This window comes from Vibrio scophthalmi (genome assembly GCF_040869025.1).
GTDB classification, from domain to species: domain Bacteria; phylum Pseudomonadota; class Gammaproteobacteria; order Enterobacterales; family Vibrionaceae; genus Vibrio; species Vibrio scophthalmi.
On the sequence record NZ_CP134271.1, the window covers coordinates 1,575,218 to 1,591,427 of the forward strand.

General features: G+C 42.6%; 15 protein-coding genes. 7 read left to right on the forward strand and 8 right to left on the reverse strand.

Features of this window, described 5'->3' with window-relative positions; all coding sequences use genetic code 11:
- Nucleotides 1-4: 4 nt before the first annotated feature.
- Nucleotides 5-1,276, forward strand: coding sequence for an N-acetyl sugar amidotransferase (locus RJD38_RS07205; protein ID WP_065545827.1), 1,272 nt, complete (start codon nt 5-7; stop codon nt 1,274-1,276).
- Between the two features lie 3 nt (nt 1,277-1,279).
- Nucleotides 1,280-2,389 (forward strand): N-acetyl sugar amidotransferase, encoded by a 1,110-nt coding sequence (locus RJD38_RS07210; RefSeq protein WP_065545826.1) that lies wholly within the window; start codon nt 1,280-1,282, stop codon nt 2,387-2,389.
- Nucleotides 2,390-2,439: 50 nt separating this feature from the next.
- On the opposite strand, the gene RJD38_RS07215 is transcribed toward RJD38_RS07210, so the two are convergent.
- The 7 genes from RJD38_RS07215 to RJD38_RS07245 form a co-directional block, all read right to left on the reverse strand.
- Entirely contained in the window at nt 2,440-3,441 is a 1,002-nt protein-coding gene (locus tag RJD38_RS07215; RefSeq protein ID WP_065545825.1) for a polysialyltransferase family glycosyltransferase, read from the reverse strand.
- A 21-nt stretch (nt 3,442-3,462) separates the two neighbouring features.
- Complete coding sequence (gene waaA, locus RJD38_RS07220; protein ID WP_065545824.1) at nt 3,463-4,749, reverse strand: lipid IV(A) 3-deoxy-D-manno-octulosonic acid transferase; 1,287 nt, start codon at nt 4,747-4,749, stop codon at nt 3,463-3,465.
- A complete protein-coding gene (gene waaF / locus RJD38_RS07225; protein WP_065545823.1) occupies nt 4,743-5,801 on the reverse strand; it encodes a lipopolysaccharide heptosyltransferase II in 1,059 nt (352 codons plus the stop codon). Before waaF ends, waaA begins: the two co-directional genes overlap by 7 nt.
- Nucleotides 5,798-6,790: a lauroyl-Kdo(2)-lipid IV(A) myristoyltransferase gene (gene lpxM / locus RJD38_RS07230; protein WP_065545822.1), complete on the reverse strand. Its 993-nt coding sequence runs from the start codon at nt 6,788-6,790 to the stop codon at nt 5,798-5,800. The genes waaF and lpxM overlap by 4 nt, the downstream gene beginning before the upstream one ends.
- An 18-nt stretch (nt 6,791-6,808) precedes the next feature.
- Nucleotides 6,809-7,750: an ADP-glyceromanno-heptose 6-epimerase gene (rfaD, locus tag RJD38_RS07235; RefSeq protein WP_065545821.1), complete on the reverse strand. Its 942-nt coding sequence runs from the start codon at nt 7,748-7,750 to the stop codon at nt 6,809-6,811.
- A gap of 232 nt (nt 7,751-7,982) precedes the next feature.
- Nucleotides 7,983-9,323, reverse strand: coding sequence for a CDP-diacylglycerol--serine O-phosphatidyltransferase (gene pssA, locus RJD38_RS07240; protein WP_065545820.1), 1,341 nt, complete (start codon nt 9,321-9,323; stop codon nt 7,983-7,985).
- A gap of 104 nt (nt 9,324-9,427) precedes the next feature.
- Nucleotides 9,428-9,862: a GNAT family N-acetyltransferase gene (locus tag RJD38_RS07245; protein WP_367971414.1), complete on the reverse strand. Its 435-nt coding sequence runs from the start codon at nt 9,860-9,862 to the stop codon at nt 9,428-9,430.
- Nucleotides 9,863-9,935: 73 nt separating this feature from the next.
- Between RJD38_RS07245 and murB the strand changes: the two genes are divergently transcribed.
- Together murB and birA are read left to right on the forward strand one after the other, a co-directional pair.
- Nucleotides 9,936-10,997: a UDP-N-acetylmuramate dehydrogenase gene (murB, locus tag RJD38_RS07250; RefSeq protein ID WP_065545818.1), complete on the forward strand. Its 1,062-nt coding sequence runs from the start codon at nt 9,936-9,938 to the stop codon at nt 10,995-10,997.
- Nucleotides 10,994-11,965, forward strand: coding sequence for a bifunctional biotin--[acetyl-CoA-carboxylase] ligase/biotin operon repressor BirA (gene birA, locus RJD38_RS07255; protein ID WP_065545817.1), 972 nt, complete (start codon nt 10,994-10,996; stop codon nt 11,963-11,965). The genes murB and birA overlap by 4 nt, the downstream gene beginning before the upstream one ends.
- 76 nt (nt 11,966-12,041) lie before the next feature.
- Here birA and RJD38_RS07260 read toward each other — a convergent pair whose 3' ends face one another.
- The gene (locus RJD38_RS07260; protein ID WP_032073033.1) at nt 12,042-13,250 is read right to left on the reverse strand and encodes an IS4 family transposase; all 1,209 of its coding nucleotides are present in this window, start codon (nt 13,248-13,250) and stop codon (nt 12,042-12,044) included.
- 178 nt (nt 13,251-13,428) lie between these two features.
- Here RJD38_RS07260 and RJD38_RS07265 point away from each other — a divergent pair, with 178 nt between their 5' ends.
- From RJD38_RS07265 to groL, 3 genes are all read left to right on the forward strand, one after another.
- Nucleotides 13,429-13,794, forward strand: coding sequence for a DUF3135 domain-containing protein (locus RJD38_RS07265; protein WP_065429678.1), 366 nt, complete (start codon nt 13,429-13,431; stop codon nt 13,792-13,794).
- Between the two features lie 175 nt (nt 13,795-13,969).
- Nucleotides 13,970-14,260 (forward strand): co-chaperone GroES, encoded by a 291-nt coding sequence (locus RJD38_RS07270; RefSeq protein ID WP_006713483.1) that lies wholly within the window; start codon nt 13,970-13,972, stop codon nt 14,258-14,260.
- Nucleotides 14,261-14,471: 211 nt separating this feature from the next.
- Nucleotides 14,472-16,118, forward strand: a complete 1,647-nt coding sequence (gene groL, locus RJD38_RS07275; protein WP_065429679.1) for a chaperonin GroEL — start codon at nt 14,472-14,474, stop codon at nt 16,116-16,118.
- The last annotated feature ends 92 nt before the right edge of the window (nt 16,119-16,210 follow it).

Sequence of the window (16,210 nt, forward strand, 5' to 3'; positions counted from 1 at the left end):
AATTATGAAATGTTGTAAACGTTGTTTGTATCCAGAAAACCACGCGCTTAATTTAATACTCGATAATGATGGAGTATGTAGTGGTTGCCGTGTGCACGAAGAAAAATATCAAATTGATTGGCAGAAGAAAGAGCAAGAGCTAAAACAATTGTTGGCTCACTATAAGATCAGAACTGGTTCTCACTACGATTGTGTGATCCCTGTGACTGGAGTGGGAGATGATTTCTTCATTGTCGATTTGATTAAGAATAAATACGGCCTAAACCCGTTGCTTGTTACCTACAACACTCACTTCTCAACCAAAGTCGGTATTAGAAATCTCGCTCGTCTTATTACTGAACTTGATTGTGACCATATGACATCAACAGTGGGCCCGGATACAGTTAAAGAGATTACCCGCTTAACGTTAGAAAAGATGGGTGACATGTATTGGCATGTACTGGCAGGCAGTCAGACATTTCCAGTTCAAGTAGCTACAAAACTGGATATCCCACTGATTATTTGGGGGGTTAATGGTTGGCTAGATCAAGTGGGCATGTTCAGCCATCACGACAGAGTGGAAATGACCAAAAAAGTTCGTAAAGAACATGCTTTACGTGGCGTGGATGCCGAGCACCTTATTGGCGGCAGTAAAAAGGTTTCGGTAAAAGATCTACAAGCATTTACATACCCTTCGGATGAGCAGTTAGAAAAATCGAGAGTGCGTGGATTATATGTAGGTAACTATGTTCAATGGGATTCGCAGCAACAAATTGAAAATATGATCGAGCGTTATGGTTATGAAACGCATGAACAAGAACGTACGTACAACCGTTATGAATCTATCGCTTGTGCTAATAATGCCAGTGTTCATGACTACATTAAATATTTGAAATTTGGTTATGCCAAAGTGAACGACCATGTAGCTAGAGATATTCGCTTGAAGCGTATTTCTCTTGAACAAGGTCTAGCATTAATTCGCCAATACTTACCAATAAAACCAAAAGCACTGGGCCGATTCTTAGAGTGGGCGGAGCTAACAGAAGATGAATTTTATCAGTACGTTGACAAATTCCGCGATTCTAAAGCGTGGGAGAAAGACGACGCAGGTGAATGGGTATTAAAAGAGTCTGTCTTAGATCTTCAACTTTCAGAAAACGAGCAAGAGCTTGCCGTTGAAGACCCTCGCGAGTACAAGCAGACAGATCTACTGGAATCTCAATTTTTCGATGATGAGTATATTTTACTAGGGCGTACTTACATTGATGAAGAAAACTTTAAGGCGAAAGAAGGGTAAATTATGAAATTTTGTTCAAATTGTGTAATGCCTGATACGAAGCCTGGTATTGTTCTCGATGATCGTGGTTTTTGTAATGCTTGTCGTACGAAAGAGATCAAAGAAACTATCGATTGGACTGCGCGTCGAAAAGAGCTTGATGCCATCGTGGATGATATCAAGGCTCAAAACAATCCATTTTATGACTGTATTGTTGCAGTGAGTGGAGGGAAAGATAGTTGGTATCAAGCAGCGGTATTGGCTGAAGAGTATGGCTTGAAAGTGCTTTGTGTGACATTAGCGGCTCACGTGCCAACTACAGAAGGTATTGATAACCTTAACGAAATGATTAAAGACTTGAATGTCGATCATATGAAAATTACCATTAAGCCAAGTGTTTTTCGTAAGATCAGACAGAAATGTTTCCTTCGTCAAGGTGAGCCTAACTGGGCTGAGCACTGTGCTATGTTTTCAAGTGTTGTGAATACCGCTCTAATTTATGACGTACCTTTGGTGGTTTGGGGTGAAGATATAGCCTTTGAGTTTGGTGGTTTGCAGCGTGCAGAGAGTAAGCCTTCAGCTATAGCGATCAACAAAAGTGACCTCATCAAAGAGAAGACTATCCATGATTGGCTTGATGATGACATTTCTGAAAGAGATATCTTCTTCTACAAATATCCTGATTACCAGAAGTTACAAGATGCTGGCGTGAAGAGTATTTACCTTGGCCATTTCTTACGTTGGTACGGTAGACAAAACTATGAGTTTGTAAAAAAGCGTGGTTTTGTTGGGCGTAGGGCAGGCCCACTCCCAGGTAACTTCCTCGATTACGATAATATTGATGAAAAGTTGTGTGAAATTAATATTTGGTTCAAGTACCTAAAGTTTGGTTTTTGGCGTGCGACAGACCAAACTTGTTATGATATCTGGAACGATAGAATGACAAGAGATGAAGCTGTTGATATCGTCAATCGTTTACAGGGTGAGTTCCCTGGTAACGATCTAAATCATTTCCTACGCTTTCACGATATAACAGAAGAGCAATTCTGGGAAACTGTAGAGAAGTTTCGCAACCATGATCTTTGGGAAAAAGTGGGTGGGGAGTGGAAGCTTAAATACCAATTAGAGAAGTAGTTGTTTACCGCAGTATAAAAAGGGAGGCCTATATGAGCCTCCCTTTTTATTTAGAATAATTCAATGCCAATTGGCTTTAAGAGTTCAAGCATCAATTCATTGTCAGTATAAGTTACCTGCGTATGATATTCTTCTTCAGACTGCTTTGCGGAGTATATTTTTATGTGAGGGTAAATTATTTTTAACGTGTACAGTGCTGTAGAAGCAATTCCACCGATATCGGTGATATTGAGTTGTTTTTCTGAAATTTCTAATTCAATAGGTAATGTTGAATCGTAATACGTTAAGTTTTCAATCTTCGAAACTTCTTCGCGGATATTTGAAGTTTCTGTGCGATGAGGAGCATATAAGATTTTCTTTCCTGTGGTTTTAGCAAAACGCTTAATTGCATCTAAGTAGAAAGACTTAATTGTCCCATGACAATCAATACTACCTTGACCTAAGAAGAGGGCGTACTCATTTGAATGATCTCGTTGACTATCATAATTCAAATTATATGTTTCTCTCATGTTAGAAAAATCGTTTTTTATAACTGGAACTGTGGGGTTCTTTATATCAAAAATTGTGAAAATCTCTAATTTTTTAGATATGGGAAGTCGACCAATAGGCTCTAGACCCTGCATTTTTATTATCAGGTCACTTACAAATCGTGGGCGATAGAAAGTATGCTTTGTTTTGATAAACCGTTCATACTCCCCTAAAGTCAACGAACCATCATCGAAATAAACTTCAGTATCAGGCTTCAAGTTACGTAACAGAAATTTGGTTCGCCATCCGTTATATTCGCCATGAAAAAAGTGCTTAATAGAGTCATTTTTCTTTATCTTCTTAACCGCTTTGATAGCTTTCGGCATTGAGAATGTTCGTTGGCTTCGCTCAATATGGATCACGCGCGTCCAATCATTTTCATTAACAATTTTTGCCATTTGGCTAATAGCGGGCTCCATATCTTGTTTCACAAGCAGAAGTATATTGTCATCAGTTGCATAATAACATCTAGCTTCATTTGCACAAATATACTGAAAAGGGGATGTGACAAGAAAGACGTTCATAAAATAAAACCTTGTGAATAGTTAGCTCAACGAGGAAAGTTCAATCGTGCGTTGTAATGAGCCTTGATTACGATAAACAACATTAAGTGCAGCGGTAGATGCGTTTTTTTGCTGTATAGCATCGCTTAAAATTTGCGATAATATGGTGTTTAGCTTCGCTGACTGGCTAATAGTGATACCGTTCTCAGATAGTAACTCATCAGTAATTTCTTTAAAGTTAAAATAACTCGGCCCAGTAATAACAGGAACACCTAGAGCTGCTGGTTCTAACATATTATGGCCTCCAACTTTATCTCCGAGTAAGCTACCGCCCATAAAGCAGACATCTGCAGCTCCCATCAGCACAAGCATTTCACCCATAGTATCACCTAGATAGACTTGTGTATCTTCTGTGACGGTTTCATTAGAGGTGCGCCTTACAGTCTTAAATAGAGCTTTTTTACTAAGCTCAAAAACTGCATTAAAACGTTCCGGGTGGCGAGGAACAAGGATCATCAATGCGTTAGGGTGTTGTTTTAACACCTCTTGATGTGCAGCAAGGAGTAGTTCATCTTCACCTTTATGAGTGCTGGCAGCAATCCATATCGGGCGGTTATTGCCTAGCTTCCCTCGGAGCTCTTTGCCTTTTTGTTTGATAGTATCGGATATTTGAATATCAAACTTAATGGAACCCGTAATTTCAAGTTTTTCTTGTTGGATGCCTAAGCGAGCAAATCGCTCTGCATCTGCTTGAGATTGGCACAATACTTTGCTTAAACACGGTTGGATAAGATTAAATAGTGGTTGAAGCCTTGCGTAGTTCAGGCAAGACTTTTCAGATAATCGAGCATTCACGACAATTATAGGAATACCTGAGGAATGAACTGTATGTAGGGTGTTTGGCCACAACTCCGTTTCAATGATTAACATTTTTTCAGGCTGAATGGTGCGTAGAAAACCACGAACGGCAAATGAGAAATCAATCGGCATGTAACGGTGTTCAACTAAATCACCTAGCTTCTCTATTTGTTCCGCGCCAGTGCTTGTGGTCGTGGTGACAACGATCGTCTGTTCAGGGCATTCTGCTTTTATTGCTTTAATTAGAGGAGTAGCAGCGATGCATTCACCAACAGAAACCGCATGGATCCAAATTGGTTTCCCGGCAGTTATAGCTTTTCCTGCAGTCTTTGTTAGGGGGGGCGTGATACCAAAATGCTCTTTCCAGCGCTGACCAAATTTAGGCTTATTCGGCTTACTTCGATATAACCCAAATAATAGTAATGGTGCAGCAAGGGCGAGTACTAACGTATAAAGCGTACGAACTAGCATGAGCTAACCTGAATTGCTTCTAGCTTCTTAATACTATTCAGAACTTGCAGTGGAGAAAGCTCTGATAGGCATTTTAAATGCTTAAACTGGCATTCACGCTTAAAGCATGGGCGGCATTCAATGTTGGTATGTACAATCTCGACATTTTCCGCTAAGGGAGGCGTATATTTTGGAGAGGTTGAACCATAGATTGCAACAACATTACAGCCAACGGCTGCGGCCACGTGCATTAAACCGGAATCGTTGCTGACGACTGTTTCACAAGCACCAAGCAGATCAACCGCTTCAATCAGACTTGTTAGCCCTGCCAGAACGTGGATTTGATTACTAAATTCGCTAGGGACTTGCTCTTTGATATGATTACAAGTGTCGAGATCTTTGGCTGAGCCAAATAACCACACATGATGTCCTTGCTGACATATCGCGTGAGCCACTTCGGCATAGTGAGCTTCAGGCCATTTTTTTGCAGGGCCAAATTCCGCTCCGGGGCATAAGCCAATTACTTTTGATTGGGTGTTGAGGTGATACTTCTCAATCGCTAATTTTTGAGCTGACTTATCAATCATCAAACTTGGTTTTGGTAACGTCTCGAGGCCACCCAAAGAACTGGAGTTAATCATCTTTTCTTTGGGATGTGCTAAAGCGACATAGCGCTCTACCATGTATTGAAATGATTTTTTATTGGTACGCAAGTCGTTGAGTAGACCATAACGCATTTCGCCTTTCCAGCCAGTACGTTTTGGTATGTTGGCAAACCAAGGTATTAATGCAGATTTTGCAGAGTTCGGCAGAACATAAGCGTGATCATATTGCTTAGTTCGCAATGTGTTACCTAAAGCTCTACGACCCGAGAAATTAAATTCACCATGAGAAAATGGCATAGTCAGTGCGTCACAGACTTCTGGCATTCTCTCAAGTATCGGTTTACACCAAGCTGGCGCCACTACATCAATCTGACAATCCGGTTCTTGATTCTTGAGCGTGGTATATAATGCTTGTGACATCACCATATCGCCAACCCAAGATGGCCCTATAATTAGAATTTTTTTCATCTTTTATAGTTCTTATGCCAGAGTTCTTTATTATAGTATGGTTTAGAATCGCCTTCGTTTTTTTGTGTGTTGAAAAACTGCAATATCCACATATATTGCTCAGGTGTTTTAACCAATGCCTGTTCGATGAAAGTATTCATTTTGAGTGTATCCATTACATCATCTTTTGAAGGGTAATCCTCCCAAGCAGGATAGATATCAATGATGTACCTATTTTTTACCGCATCGTAAATTGAGAAAATAGGAATTATCTTCGCTTTGCTTACTTTAGCAAGCTTACCTAACCCTGGTAACGTAGCTTTTTCTCGATTAAAAAAATCAACAAAAATACTATGCTCTCGGCCATGATCTTGGTCAGGAAGGTAATAACCCAGATAGTTATCTTTGACTGATTTAATAAACGGTTTAATTCCGCCAGAGCGTTCGTATACTCGGCCGCCGTATTGCACTCGTTGTCGATGCATTAGCCAGTCTAAGATAGGGTTCTTTTGCCTTTTTGCCATGGCAGAGACTGGTAACCCTTGAGAGGCAAGAAATATAGCAGGTATATCTATTCCCCAAGAATGGGGTACAAGAAGAATGATGTTGTCACCACTCTTTTGTGTTTCCTTGATATGCTCGAGCCCGTTAATTTGCACGTGCTTGGTTAGCCACTTCTTATTACGTAAAGACAGTGAGGCGAAATTAAAGATAAACATTGCGGCAGTTAACAATGTTTCTTCAAGTAGCGCTTGTCTTTCTTGGTCTGTTTTATCTGGAAAACATAAGCCGAGGTTTACCCAGATATTATTAATAGTTCGACTTGGCTTTTTCAAAGCCAGTGCTATTAGTTTTTTACTGAGCCATAACTTGGCTTTATGAGGGATAAAACTGAGTGGAATACTCAAGATGACAGTTAGCCATGTACCCCAGTGTTTAGGTGCTAAAAAAGACCATTCAAAACAAGGGTTGTAGGCGTTTATATCAAAGTCGTTACGTTTTTTAGTCATTGTAGCCTCAGAGGGGAATTACTTGTTCTGAATTGACATATATTCAGAAACACCTTCTGATACGCTCTTGAACTGATGATCGCAACCAGCAGCACGAAGTTTGCTTAAATCCGCTTGAGTGTATTCTTGATAAGCGCCTTTTAGATGCTCTGGGAACGGGATTTCTTCAATTACACCTTTGCCATGGAATTGAATTACTGCTTTCGCGACTTCTTCAAAAGACTCAGCTTGGCCTGTTCCGAGGTTAAAGATGCCAGAAACACCATTTTCTAAAAACCATAGATTAACAGCAGAGACATCACCAACATAAACGAAATCGCGTTTGAAGTGGCCACTACCTGCAAAGAGTTTAGGGTTTTCACCAGCAATCATTTGATTATTTAAGTGGAAAGCGACAGAGGCCATAGATCCCTTGTGCTGTTCTCTTGGACCATAAACGTTAAAATAACGGAAGCCGGTAATTTGAGAAAGTTGCTCACCGTGTTCTTCGGCATCTTGCCAGATACGGCGGACATAATTGTCGAATTGCTGCTTAGAGTAACCATAGACATTCAGCGCACCTTCATACTGTTTTTCTTCAATGAAGGTGTCGGTATCCCCGTATGTTGCAGCGGACGATGCATAAAGGAATGGAATTTCGCGCTCAAGGCAGTAATGAAGTAGTTCTTTTGAATACTCATAGTTATTGAGCATCATGTACTTTCCATCCCACTCAGTTGTCGCTGAGCATGCGCCTTCATGGAAAATAGCTTCAATTGGGCCGAAGTTCTCACCCGACATAATTTGCACAAGGAAGTCGTCTCTATCCATGTAGTCAGCGATATCTAAATCGACTAAGTTTTGGAATTTCTTGCCATTTTTAAGGTTATCTACGACGAGGATATCGTTAATTCCTTTCTCGTTTAGTGCTTTAATGATATTGCTGCCAATCATGCCAGCGCCGCCAGTTACGATAATCATAGATAAATCCAGTAAATAATGAAATTGCTTAAAGTATACCACGCAATAAAGGTAAGTCGTATATGTGGAGTGCGTGAGTGCTTTATCAAATTGGTGGGTAAGATGTTTTTTTAACGTCTATTTTAGATTGATATGGAAGAGGTTTGCGACGCTGTTAGAGTGGTTGGTATAAGCAAAGAAAGCGCTTTAGCGCTTTCTTTGTGAACCTTGAGAGTATTTAAGTGGGAGCGGATTACAATATTTGCTTCAACACTCGGTCCGCTTTGACTCGCGTGACCTTGCGCATTAATTTCTGCACGACCTCAGGGTAGTCTTCGAGTTTCTCTAGCTGTTTGTAGGTACAAATCAGCTGGGTGTTTTGCAGAATGTTCTCGACTTCACGCTCAAATTTTGCGGTCAAATGATCGTAGTGATCTTGCACTAATAAGGCATTTTCTAAATCGAGCTTCCAAGCGCGTGGGTTGAGGTTATTGCCGGTTAGTAGCATATAACGCTTATCGACCCAGATGCCTTTTAGATGGAAGCTGTTGGCATCGTGTTTCCACAAGTGGATTGATAACTGTCGGCTGGCAATATGTGCTTCGTTGGCTTTAGCAAACTGGCGCAGGTTGCGCTCGTAAAGATACGGCAAGCCACCAATGGTTTTGAATTCTTGCTCGGGCGCGATGTAAAAGTCATTGGCGGTTTTATCGCCTACCACAATCGTTACTTTCACGCCGCGTTTAATTGCGCGTTTGATCTCTTTCGCCACGCTGCGTGGGAAATTGAAGTAAGGGGTACAGATGAAAATCTCATCTTTCGCTAAAGCTACCAATTGATTGATGCTTTGATTGAGGCGATTACGCTTTTTACCCACCCCAACTAATGGCGTAACGGCGACCTGTTCTGTCGAGACTTCTTGACTGTCGAATTGATAAGCCGCTTTAGCTAGCGATGCGCGAAGTTGACGAATACTGGTTTTAATCTCTTTGGTGTCTGGCTTTTTAGGGCAAGAAAGAACATTGACTGCTGGGTGAGCAATTATTTCGCTCTGTACAAAAGAGACCATGGTATCCGCTAAGGTTGGGTTGGTCAGCATGTGGTAGCGGTCGAAACGATACTTATCGTTATAATTGAGATAAATATTGTTTAAGCTAGCGCCGCTGTAGATCACCGTATCATCGATGATAAAGCCTTTTAGGTGCAGTACGCCAAACACTTCACGGCCTCGAACAGGCACGCCGTAAACTGGAACTTTATGTTCATATTGCTCAGAGAACGCTTTATACATACAGGCGTTGGTTTTGCTCGCCTCTGCGCCAATCAAGCCGCGCTGAGCGCGATGCCAATCCACACAGACGTTAATGTCTAAACCTGGATTTCTTTGCTTCGCTTGATAGAGCTCACTTAAGATCTCTCGTCCTGCCTCATCATCTTCTAAATACAGTGCCACCAAGTAAATACGCTTACTGGCTTCACGAATCGCTTGAATTAAGCGGGTACGAAAATCCTGCGCCGCGTAGAGAACCTCAAACTGAGCAGGATCTAGGGCGATAGTTGGGAGATGCTGCAAAGAATACCTATTAGCAATCATAGTGAACGAGTAACCTCAAAAGTGGCGACAAAAGCGTCGGCCAAACAAGCTGATGGTGAATATTAGCAAATCTCACCAAACAAGTACTAGTCATGACGCAGACTTCATAACAAAACCGTTTGATAATGCATCGGAATGAGTGCTTTGCCACTGCCAGTGTAACGTTCAAATAGCTGCTTTAAACATGCAGGAAGGATAGATTTTTCTACAGTGGCAAAGCCGTGCTGTTGATAGAAATCTTCAAGATGCGGATAGGCAAAGCAATAGGTGTTGTCATTACAAATTGATTGTTGGCAGTGCAGTAATAACGCATGGCCAATGTTTTTACCACGCTGTTCGGGAATGACCAACATACCAGTGAGTAGTTGATATTGTTCAATCGGTCTAAAACGCACCACACCAATTAATTGTTGTTCATGGTAAGCGACGATGGTCTGTTCGTTTTTTTTTGCTTTACCAGAAGGGTAGTAGGCTTTGTATAAACGCGACACCAGCGGCAGTTTTATGGGGTCAAGCGTTTCTATTCTTAGCTCATTCATTCTCTATCCACCGATATCTATGTAGAATGGCGGCAGTGTAAATGACTTAACTTGCCTGATGCAAACGAATCCCATGCAAATACAAATGAATGCCAGTCTACGTCCACATCATACTTTTGCCATTGAGCAATCGTGTGAGGTACTTGTTGAAGTTTCTTCAGTGGAAGATGTTCAGCAGATATACCAAAATCCATCATGGTCGACATTGCCAAAATTGATGTTGGGTAAGGGCAGTAATATGCTTTTTACGGAGCATTTTTCTGGCGTGGTAATGATCAATCGCTTACAAGGTATTGAAGTGGTGGAGTCTGATTCTGCTTGGCATTTGCATGTTGCTGGCGGTGAGGATTGGCCAAACTTTGTAAAATGGTCGGTTGAGCAAGGTTATGCAGGATTAGAAAATCTGGCATTAATTCCCGGCTGTGTCGGTTCTGCCCCGATTCAAAATATCGGCGCTTATGGCAAAGAGCTGAAAGATGTCTGTGAATATGTAGATGTGCTGGATCTTGATGGTTTTTCGGTTCGTCGTATCGCTGCGAATGAGTGTGAATTTGGTTACCGAGATTCCATCTTCAAGCGTCAGTTGTTTGAAAAAGTGATCATCATTGCGGTTGGCATCAAGCTTGATAAAGCATGGCAAGCACAGATTGAATATGGACCATTAAGAGCTTTTTCCGCTGAAACCGTCACGGCACAACAAATTTTTGACCAAGTCTGCGCGGTGCGTAATGAAAAATTGCCAAACCCAGCTGTGACGGGGAATGCCGGTAGCTTTTTTAAAAATCCAGTGATTAATCAAGAGCAATACCAAGCGTTATTGGCCGCTTTCCCTGATGTCGTCGCTTTTCAGGTTGATGAAGGGGTTAAATTGGCGGCAGGCTGGCTTATTGATCAGTGCGGTTTAAAAGGCTTTGAGCAAGGCGGCGCCCAAGTACATCCAAATCAAGCGCTAGTACTAGTGAATAAGCATCAAGCAACGGCGCAAGATGTGATCTTATTAGCTGACCATATTCGTCAAACCGTTTGGCGAAAATATGCCGTTGAGCTGGAACATGAAGTGCGTTTTATGGGCGCGCAGCATGAAACTAATTTGGTTGAGCTAAGAGGCTCACTTGTACAAGGTGCTGCGTCATGAAAGAGCATGCAATCAAGCTGACCATTTTAAATCAACTGGCTGACGGCAGTTTTCACTCAGGCGAAGCTCTGGGTGAAATGCTGGGGATCTCACGAGCGGCGGTAAGCAAGCATGTCAAAGGTATCCAAGCATGGGGCGTGGATATTTTTAGTGTGCAAGGTAAGGGCTACAAACTTTCTGAGCCAATGCAATTGCTTGATCAAGCATGGCTTCAATCGCAGGTTGAATCGCCAGTCGAATTAATACCGGTGATTGATTCAACCAATCAGTATCTGTTAGAGCGTATTAATAACCTGGAATCAGGTGCGGTGTGTCTTGCAGAATACCAAGCCAAGGGACGCGGGCGTCGTGGCCGTGAGTGGATCTCACCATTTGGTAGCAACCTTTACCTTTCCATGTATTGGCGTTTAGAAGCCGGCATGGCCGGTGCTATGGGGCTCAGTTTAGTCGTTGGTGTGGCGATTGTTGAGGCTTTAGAGAAGCTAGGTATCGAAGGCATCAAGCTCAAATGGCCGAATGACCTCTATTACCAAGATAAAAAATTGGCCGGTATTTTGGTCGAAATGTCAGGTCAAGCCGGCGCAGCTGCACATCTTGTGATTGGTATGGGCATGAATCTGATGATGGCTAATCACGAACAAAGCGTCACGCAAAATATTAGCCAACCGTGGACATCCCTCTCTGATGTCACGCAAAGCGCAATCGACCGAAACCAATTGGCGGCGACCTTAATCAATACGTTGCAAAACGCATTAAATGAATACGAAATTACCGGCATGCATGGCTTTGTTGAGCGTTGGAATAGACTTGATAACTTCTTAGATCGTGAAATCAAGCTTATCATGGGTAATAGAGAAGTGACCGGACTCTCTCGTGGGATCAATGAGCAGGGCGCGGTGTTAATTGAGACTGCACAAGGATTAGAAACCTATATCGGCGGTGAAATTTCACTGCGAGGCTTATCTTAGCGAGTTAAGCTGCTTTATTACCTTTAGAGTGCTGTCTTAAAAATAAGACAGCTACATTACGCACTGAGGGATCCCCTCATAATTTCCCCAAAGCACAACCATGTTTGAATAGATTTTGAGCAAGCAGGGTTGCAGCCGCGAGCAAGTCTTCCCTCGTTATTGTGTAGCCAGAATGCCGCAAAACTTCCATCCCTAAGCGCACTGTTGAGAGTACATTTCGATTTTTGACAGTGTTAGCTTGGAAGTGCTTATCCCAACCTTGTTTCTGACCATGAACTCCAGCAAGCCAAAATGTCAGTTGAAGCATTAGGGCGATTAGCAGCATGATATCAAAGCGCTCTGAGCTGCTAGTTCGGCTATGACGGAGGCCTAAACCGTAGGCTGGGCTTTTCAAGTCTCGGAAGGTTTCTTCAATTTGCATACGCTTCGAGTAGAGCCTAACAAGTTGCTTTGGTGTTCGGATTTCAACGGGCAAGTTAGTCGCTAAAACCCATGGTTCTTTTGTCGAAGCGGAGTAGATTTTAGGTGACGGATGATGACAATTAGTCCGTGTCGAACGCTGATTTTTTCGGCCTTTAGGACGTGATTTATACAGTGCAATTTGACATGAAATTGGGTTGCTCTTAGTCAACCTCTTATAGCCTAAAGTCTTTGAGCGACTTGAGGATATGCTATGTAAGTTGCTGATAGGTTGCCAGTTTTCCGCACCTAAATCTGCATATTGCACTTTCCCTCTGACTCGACTTAACCAGTACCAACCTAGCTTTTCAACGGATTTATACCATGGCACTTTAAAGCCAGCATCACTGACAATGAGCGGTGTAGTGTTACTCGGTAGAATGCTTGCAAGGTCGGCTAGAAATTGGTCATGAGCCTTCTTTGAACATTGCTCTGAAAGCGGAAAGGCTTTCTCATAAAGAGTAATAGAACGACCATGTAGTGCCACCGAAGCCCGCAATACCATAAGCCGTTTTTGCTCACGAATATCAGACCAGTCAACAAGAACAATGGGCATCGAATTACCTGAACAGATAAAGCTGGCATGCCAACGGTATACAGCGAGTCGCTCTTTGTGCAAGTGACGATTACCTAACAATCTGTCGATTCGTTTGATGTTATGTTTTGTTCTGGCTTTCGTTGGCAGGTTACGACCAAGTTCGGTAAGAGTGAGCGTTTTACATTCAAGTAATGCGTGGCAAGCCAGCGTTAAACTGTTGAGTCGTTTTAAGTGCAATTCAGGGCAGAATTGGTAAAGAGAGTCGTGTAAAATATCGAGTTCGCACATCTTGTTGTCTGGTTATTGATTTTTCTCAGAACCATTTGATCACATGACAAGATGTGCATCTACCTTAAATTTATGATTTTTATCAAAATCATTAGGGGATTCCTCAGCATTACGCATCAACTTCACATATGAACTAGGCTCAATATTACATGGAGTGATTGAGATAGGTGAGGTTGCAATGAATCTACCAGCGCAGAAACTACCGTCGTTTGATGAATTGGTTAAATTGGCTCAAGAAGATGAAGCCGCTTTTGAACAACTCAAGCGAGACAAATGCGAAGAGATGATCCAGTCAGCCTCACAGGATATGCAGCCAAGGCTTTGGGCTCAGCAAAGCCATATTGATCGTGTGGTTGGTCATTGTAAAAACCCTAATCATGTCAATGTGGTATTGATGCAAGAATTAATGAAGCAAGTGCAAAAGTTTCAACATTCTTTGCAAGGCGGCGAAGCGGCGAATGGCGACAAAATAAACGGTGATAAGGTGAGCAGTGATAAAATGAACGTGGTTTCTATCGCTGAACGCTTTCCTGATTGGCGATAATCGTTAGCAATTTGTTCTAAGGGCTCCTTCGAGCCCTTTTTGTTGTCTGTCTCACAAAAAAATCCCATCTCTGCCCTTGGTATTGCTGCACTTGCCCACATATCGTTATCACAAGGCTTTGAATCCTCTTCAAAGTAATTATCAAATAACATGAAAATTTCAGGAGAGACGACCGATGAACATTCGTCCATTACATGACCGAGTTATCGTAGAACGCCAAGAAGTTGAATCAAAATCTGCTGGTGGCATTGTATTAACGGGTTCTGCTGCGGAAAAATCAACTCGCGGCGTTATTCTAGCTGTTGGCAAAGGCCGCATCCTAGAAAACGGCACAGTGTTACCGTTGGACGTAAAAGTGGGTGATACGGTTATCTTCGCTGAAGGCTACGGCACTAAAACTGAAAAGATCGACGGTAAAGAAGTGTTGATCATGTCTGAAAACGACATCATGGCAATTGTTGAATAATAGCAATCATTGAGTAATTTTTTGCTCAGATTTGAAAATAATAGAGAGTTACCCCAAACGATTTGGAGTTTCAGGTAGGCGACCAGAGCGACAAGTTTCTGAGCATAGGTAACTATACATAAATAGCTATGTGATGAAATTGTCGAATACCAGTCAACACCGCTGAAAGTTCAAATAGGACGGGGAAAGAATTTAGAAAAGGAAACTAAAGATGGCTGCTAAAGACGTTAAATTTGGTAATGACGCACGTATTAAAATGCTAGAAGGTGTCAACATTCTAGCTGACGCGGTAAAAGTAACATTGGGCCCTAAAGGCCGTAACGTAGTACTAGACAAATCATTTGGCTCACCAGTAATCACTAAAGATGGTGTATCTGTAGCGCGTGAAATTGAATTGGAAGACAAATTCCAAAACATGGGCGCACAAATGGTGAAAGAAGTGGCTTCTAAAGCGAATGACGCGGCGGGCGACGGTACGACTACCGCAACCGTACTTGCACAAGCAATCATCGCTGAAGGCCTAAAAGCCGTTGCTGCGGGCATGAACCCAATGGATCTTAAGCGCGGTATCGATAAAGCGGTTGTCGCAGCAGTCGAGCAGCTTAAAGAGCTTTCTGTTGAATGTAACGACACTAAAGCGATTGCTCAAGTGGGTACAATCTCAGCAAACTCAGACTCAACCGTCGGCAACATCATTGCAGAAGCAATGGAAAAAGTAGGTCGTGATGGCGTTATCACGGTTGAAGAAGGCCAAGCACTGCAAGATGAGCTTGATGTAGTAGAAGGTATGCAGTTTGACCGCGGTTACCTGTCACCTTACTTCATCAACAACCAAGAAGCGGGTTCAGTGGATCTAGAAAGTCCATTCATCCTATTGGTTGATAAGAAAATTTCAAACATTCGCGAACTGCTACCAACACTAGAAGCAGTAGCTAAAGCTTCTCGTCCACTGCTTATCATTGCAGAAGACGTAGAAGGCGAAGCACTAGCGACGCTAGTTGTGAACAACATGCGTGGCATCGTGAAAGTTGCGGCTGTTAAAGCGCCTGGTTTTGGTGACCGTCGTAAAGCTATGCTACAAGATATCGCTATCCTAACTGGTGGTACGGTGATTTCAGAAGAGATCGGTCTAGATCTTGAGAAAGTAACGCTAGAAGACCTAGGTCAAGCGAAGCGCATTGCGATCACTAAAGAAAACACTACCATCATCGATGGTGCAGGTGAAGAAGCGATGATCCAAGGTCGCGTGACGCAAATTCGTCAACAGATTGAAGATGCAACTTCAGACTACGACAAAGAAAAACTGCAAGAGCGCGTAGCAAAATTGGCTGGTGGTGTTGCGGTAATCAAAGTTGGCGCAGCAACTGAAGTTGAAATGAAAGAGAAGAAAGACCGCGTAGAAGATGCACTACACGCAACTCGCGCAGCGGTTGAAGAAGGTGTGGTTGCTGGTGGTGGTGTGGCTCTTATCCGCGCAGCATCAAAAGTAGCTGGCCTTGAAGGTGACAACGAAGAGCAAAATGTCGGTATTCGTGTTGCTCTACGTGCAATGGAAGCGCCAATTCGTCAAATCACTAAGAACGCTGGTGATGAAGAGTCAGTGGTTGCTAACAACGTTCGTGCTGGAGAAGGTAACTACGGTTACAACGCAGCAACGGGTGAGTACGGCGACATGATCGAAATGGGTATCCTAGATCCAACTAAAGTAACTCGTTCTGCGCTTCAGTTCGCAGCATCGGTTGCGGGTCTAATGATCACGACTGAAGCAATGGTGACTGACCTACCACAAAAAGAAAGCGCTGGTATGCCTGATATGGGTGGTATGGGCGGCATGGGTGGTATGGGCGGCATGATGTAATCATCGCTTCTCACTACTTGATAGTGACTTTGATAAAACGGTTGAAGGTGGTCGGAGATACGCATACACTCCACGCCTTCAACTGAAAGTGA

Coding starts and splice junctions, on each gene's coding strand:
- RJD38_RS07205 (WP_065545827.1), top strand. CDS start 5: ATGAAATGTTGTAAACGTTGTTTGTATCCAGAAAACCACGCGCTTAAT.
- RJD38_RS07210 (WP_065545826.1), top strand. CDS start 1,280: ATGAAATTTTGTTCAAATTGTGTAATGCCTGATACGAAGCCTGGTATT.
- RJD38_RS07215 (WP_065545825.1), bottom strand. CDS start 3,441: ATGAACGTCTTTCTTGTCACATCCCCTTTTCAGTATATTTGTGCAAAT.
- waaA (WP_065545824.1), bottom strand. CDS start 4,749: ATGCTAGTTCGTACGCTTTATACGTTAGTACTCGCCCTTGCTGCACCA.
- waaF (WP_065545823.1), bottom strand. CDS start 5,801: ATGAAAAAAATTCTAATTATAGGGCCATCTTGGGTTGGCGATATGGTG.
- lpxM (WP_065545822.1), bottom strand. CDS start 6,790: ATGACTAAAAAACGTAACGACTTTGATATAAACGCCTACAACCCTTGT.
- rfaD (WP_065545821.1), bottom strand. CDS start 7,750: ATGATTATCGTAACTGGCGGCGCTGGCATGATTGGCAGCAATATCATT.
- pssA (WP_065545820.1), bottom strand. CDS start 9,323: ATGATTGCTAATAGGTATTCTTTGCAGCATCTCCCAACTATCGCCCTA.
- RJD38_RS07245 (WP_367971414.1), bottom strand. CDS start 9,862: ATGAATGAGCTAAGAATAGAAACGCTTGACCCCATAAAACTGCCGCTG.
- murB (WP_065545818.1), top strand. CDS start 9,936: ATGCAAATACAAATGAATGCCAGTCTACGTCCACATCATACTTTTGCC.
- birA (WP_065545817.1), top strand. CDS start 10,994: ATGAAAGAGCATGCAATCAAGCTGACCATTTTAAATCAACTGGCTGAC.
- RJD38_RS07260 (WP_032073033.1), bottom strand. CDS start 13,250: ATGTGCGAACTCGATATTTTACACGACTCTCTTTACCAATTCTGCCCT.
- RJD38_RS07265 (WP_065429678.1), top strand. CDS start 13,429: ATGAATCTACCAGCGCAGAAACTACCGTCGTTTGATGAATTGGTTAAA.
- RJD38_RS07270 (WP_006713483.1), top strand. CDS start 13,970: ATGAACATTCGTCCATTACATGACCGAGTTATCGTAGAACGCCAAGAA.
- groL (WP_065429679.1), top strand. CDS start 14,472: ATGGCTGCTAAAGACGTTAAATTTGGTAATGACGCACGTATTAAAATG.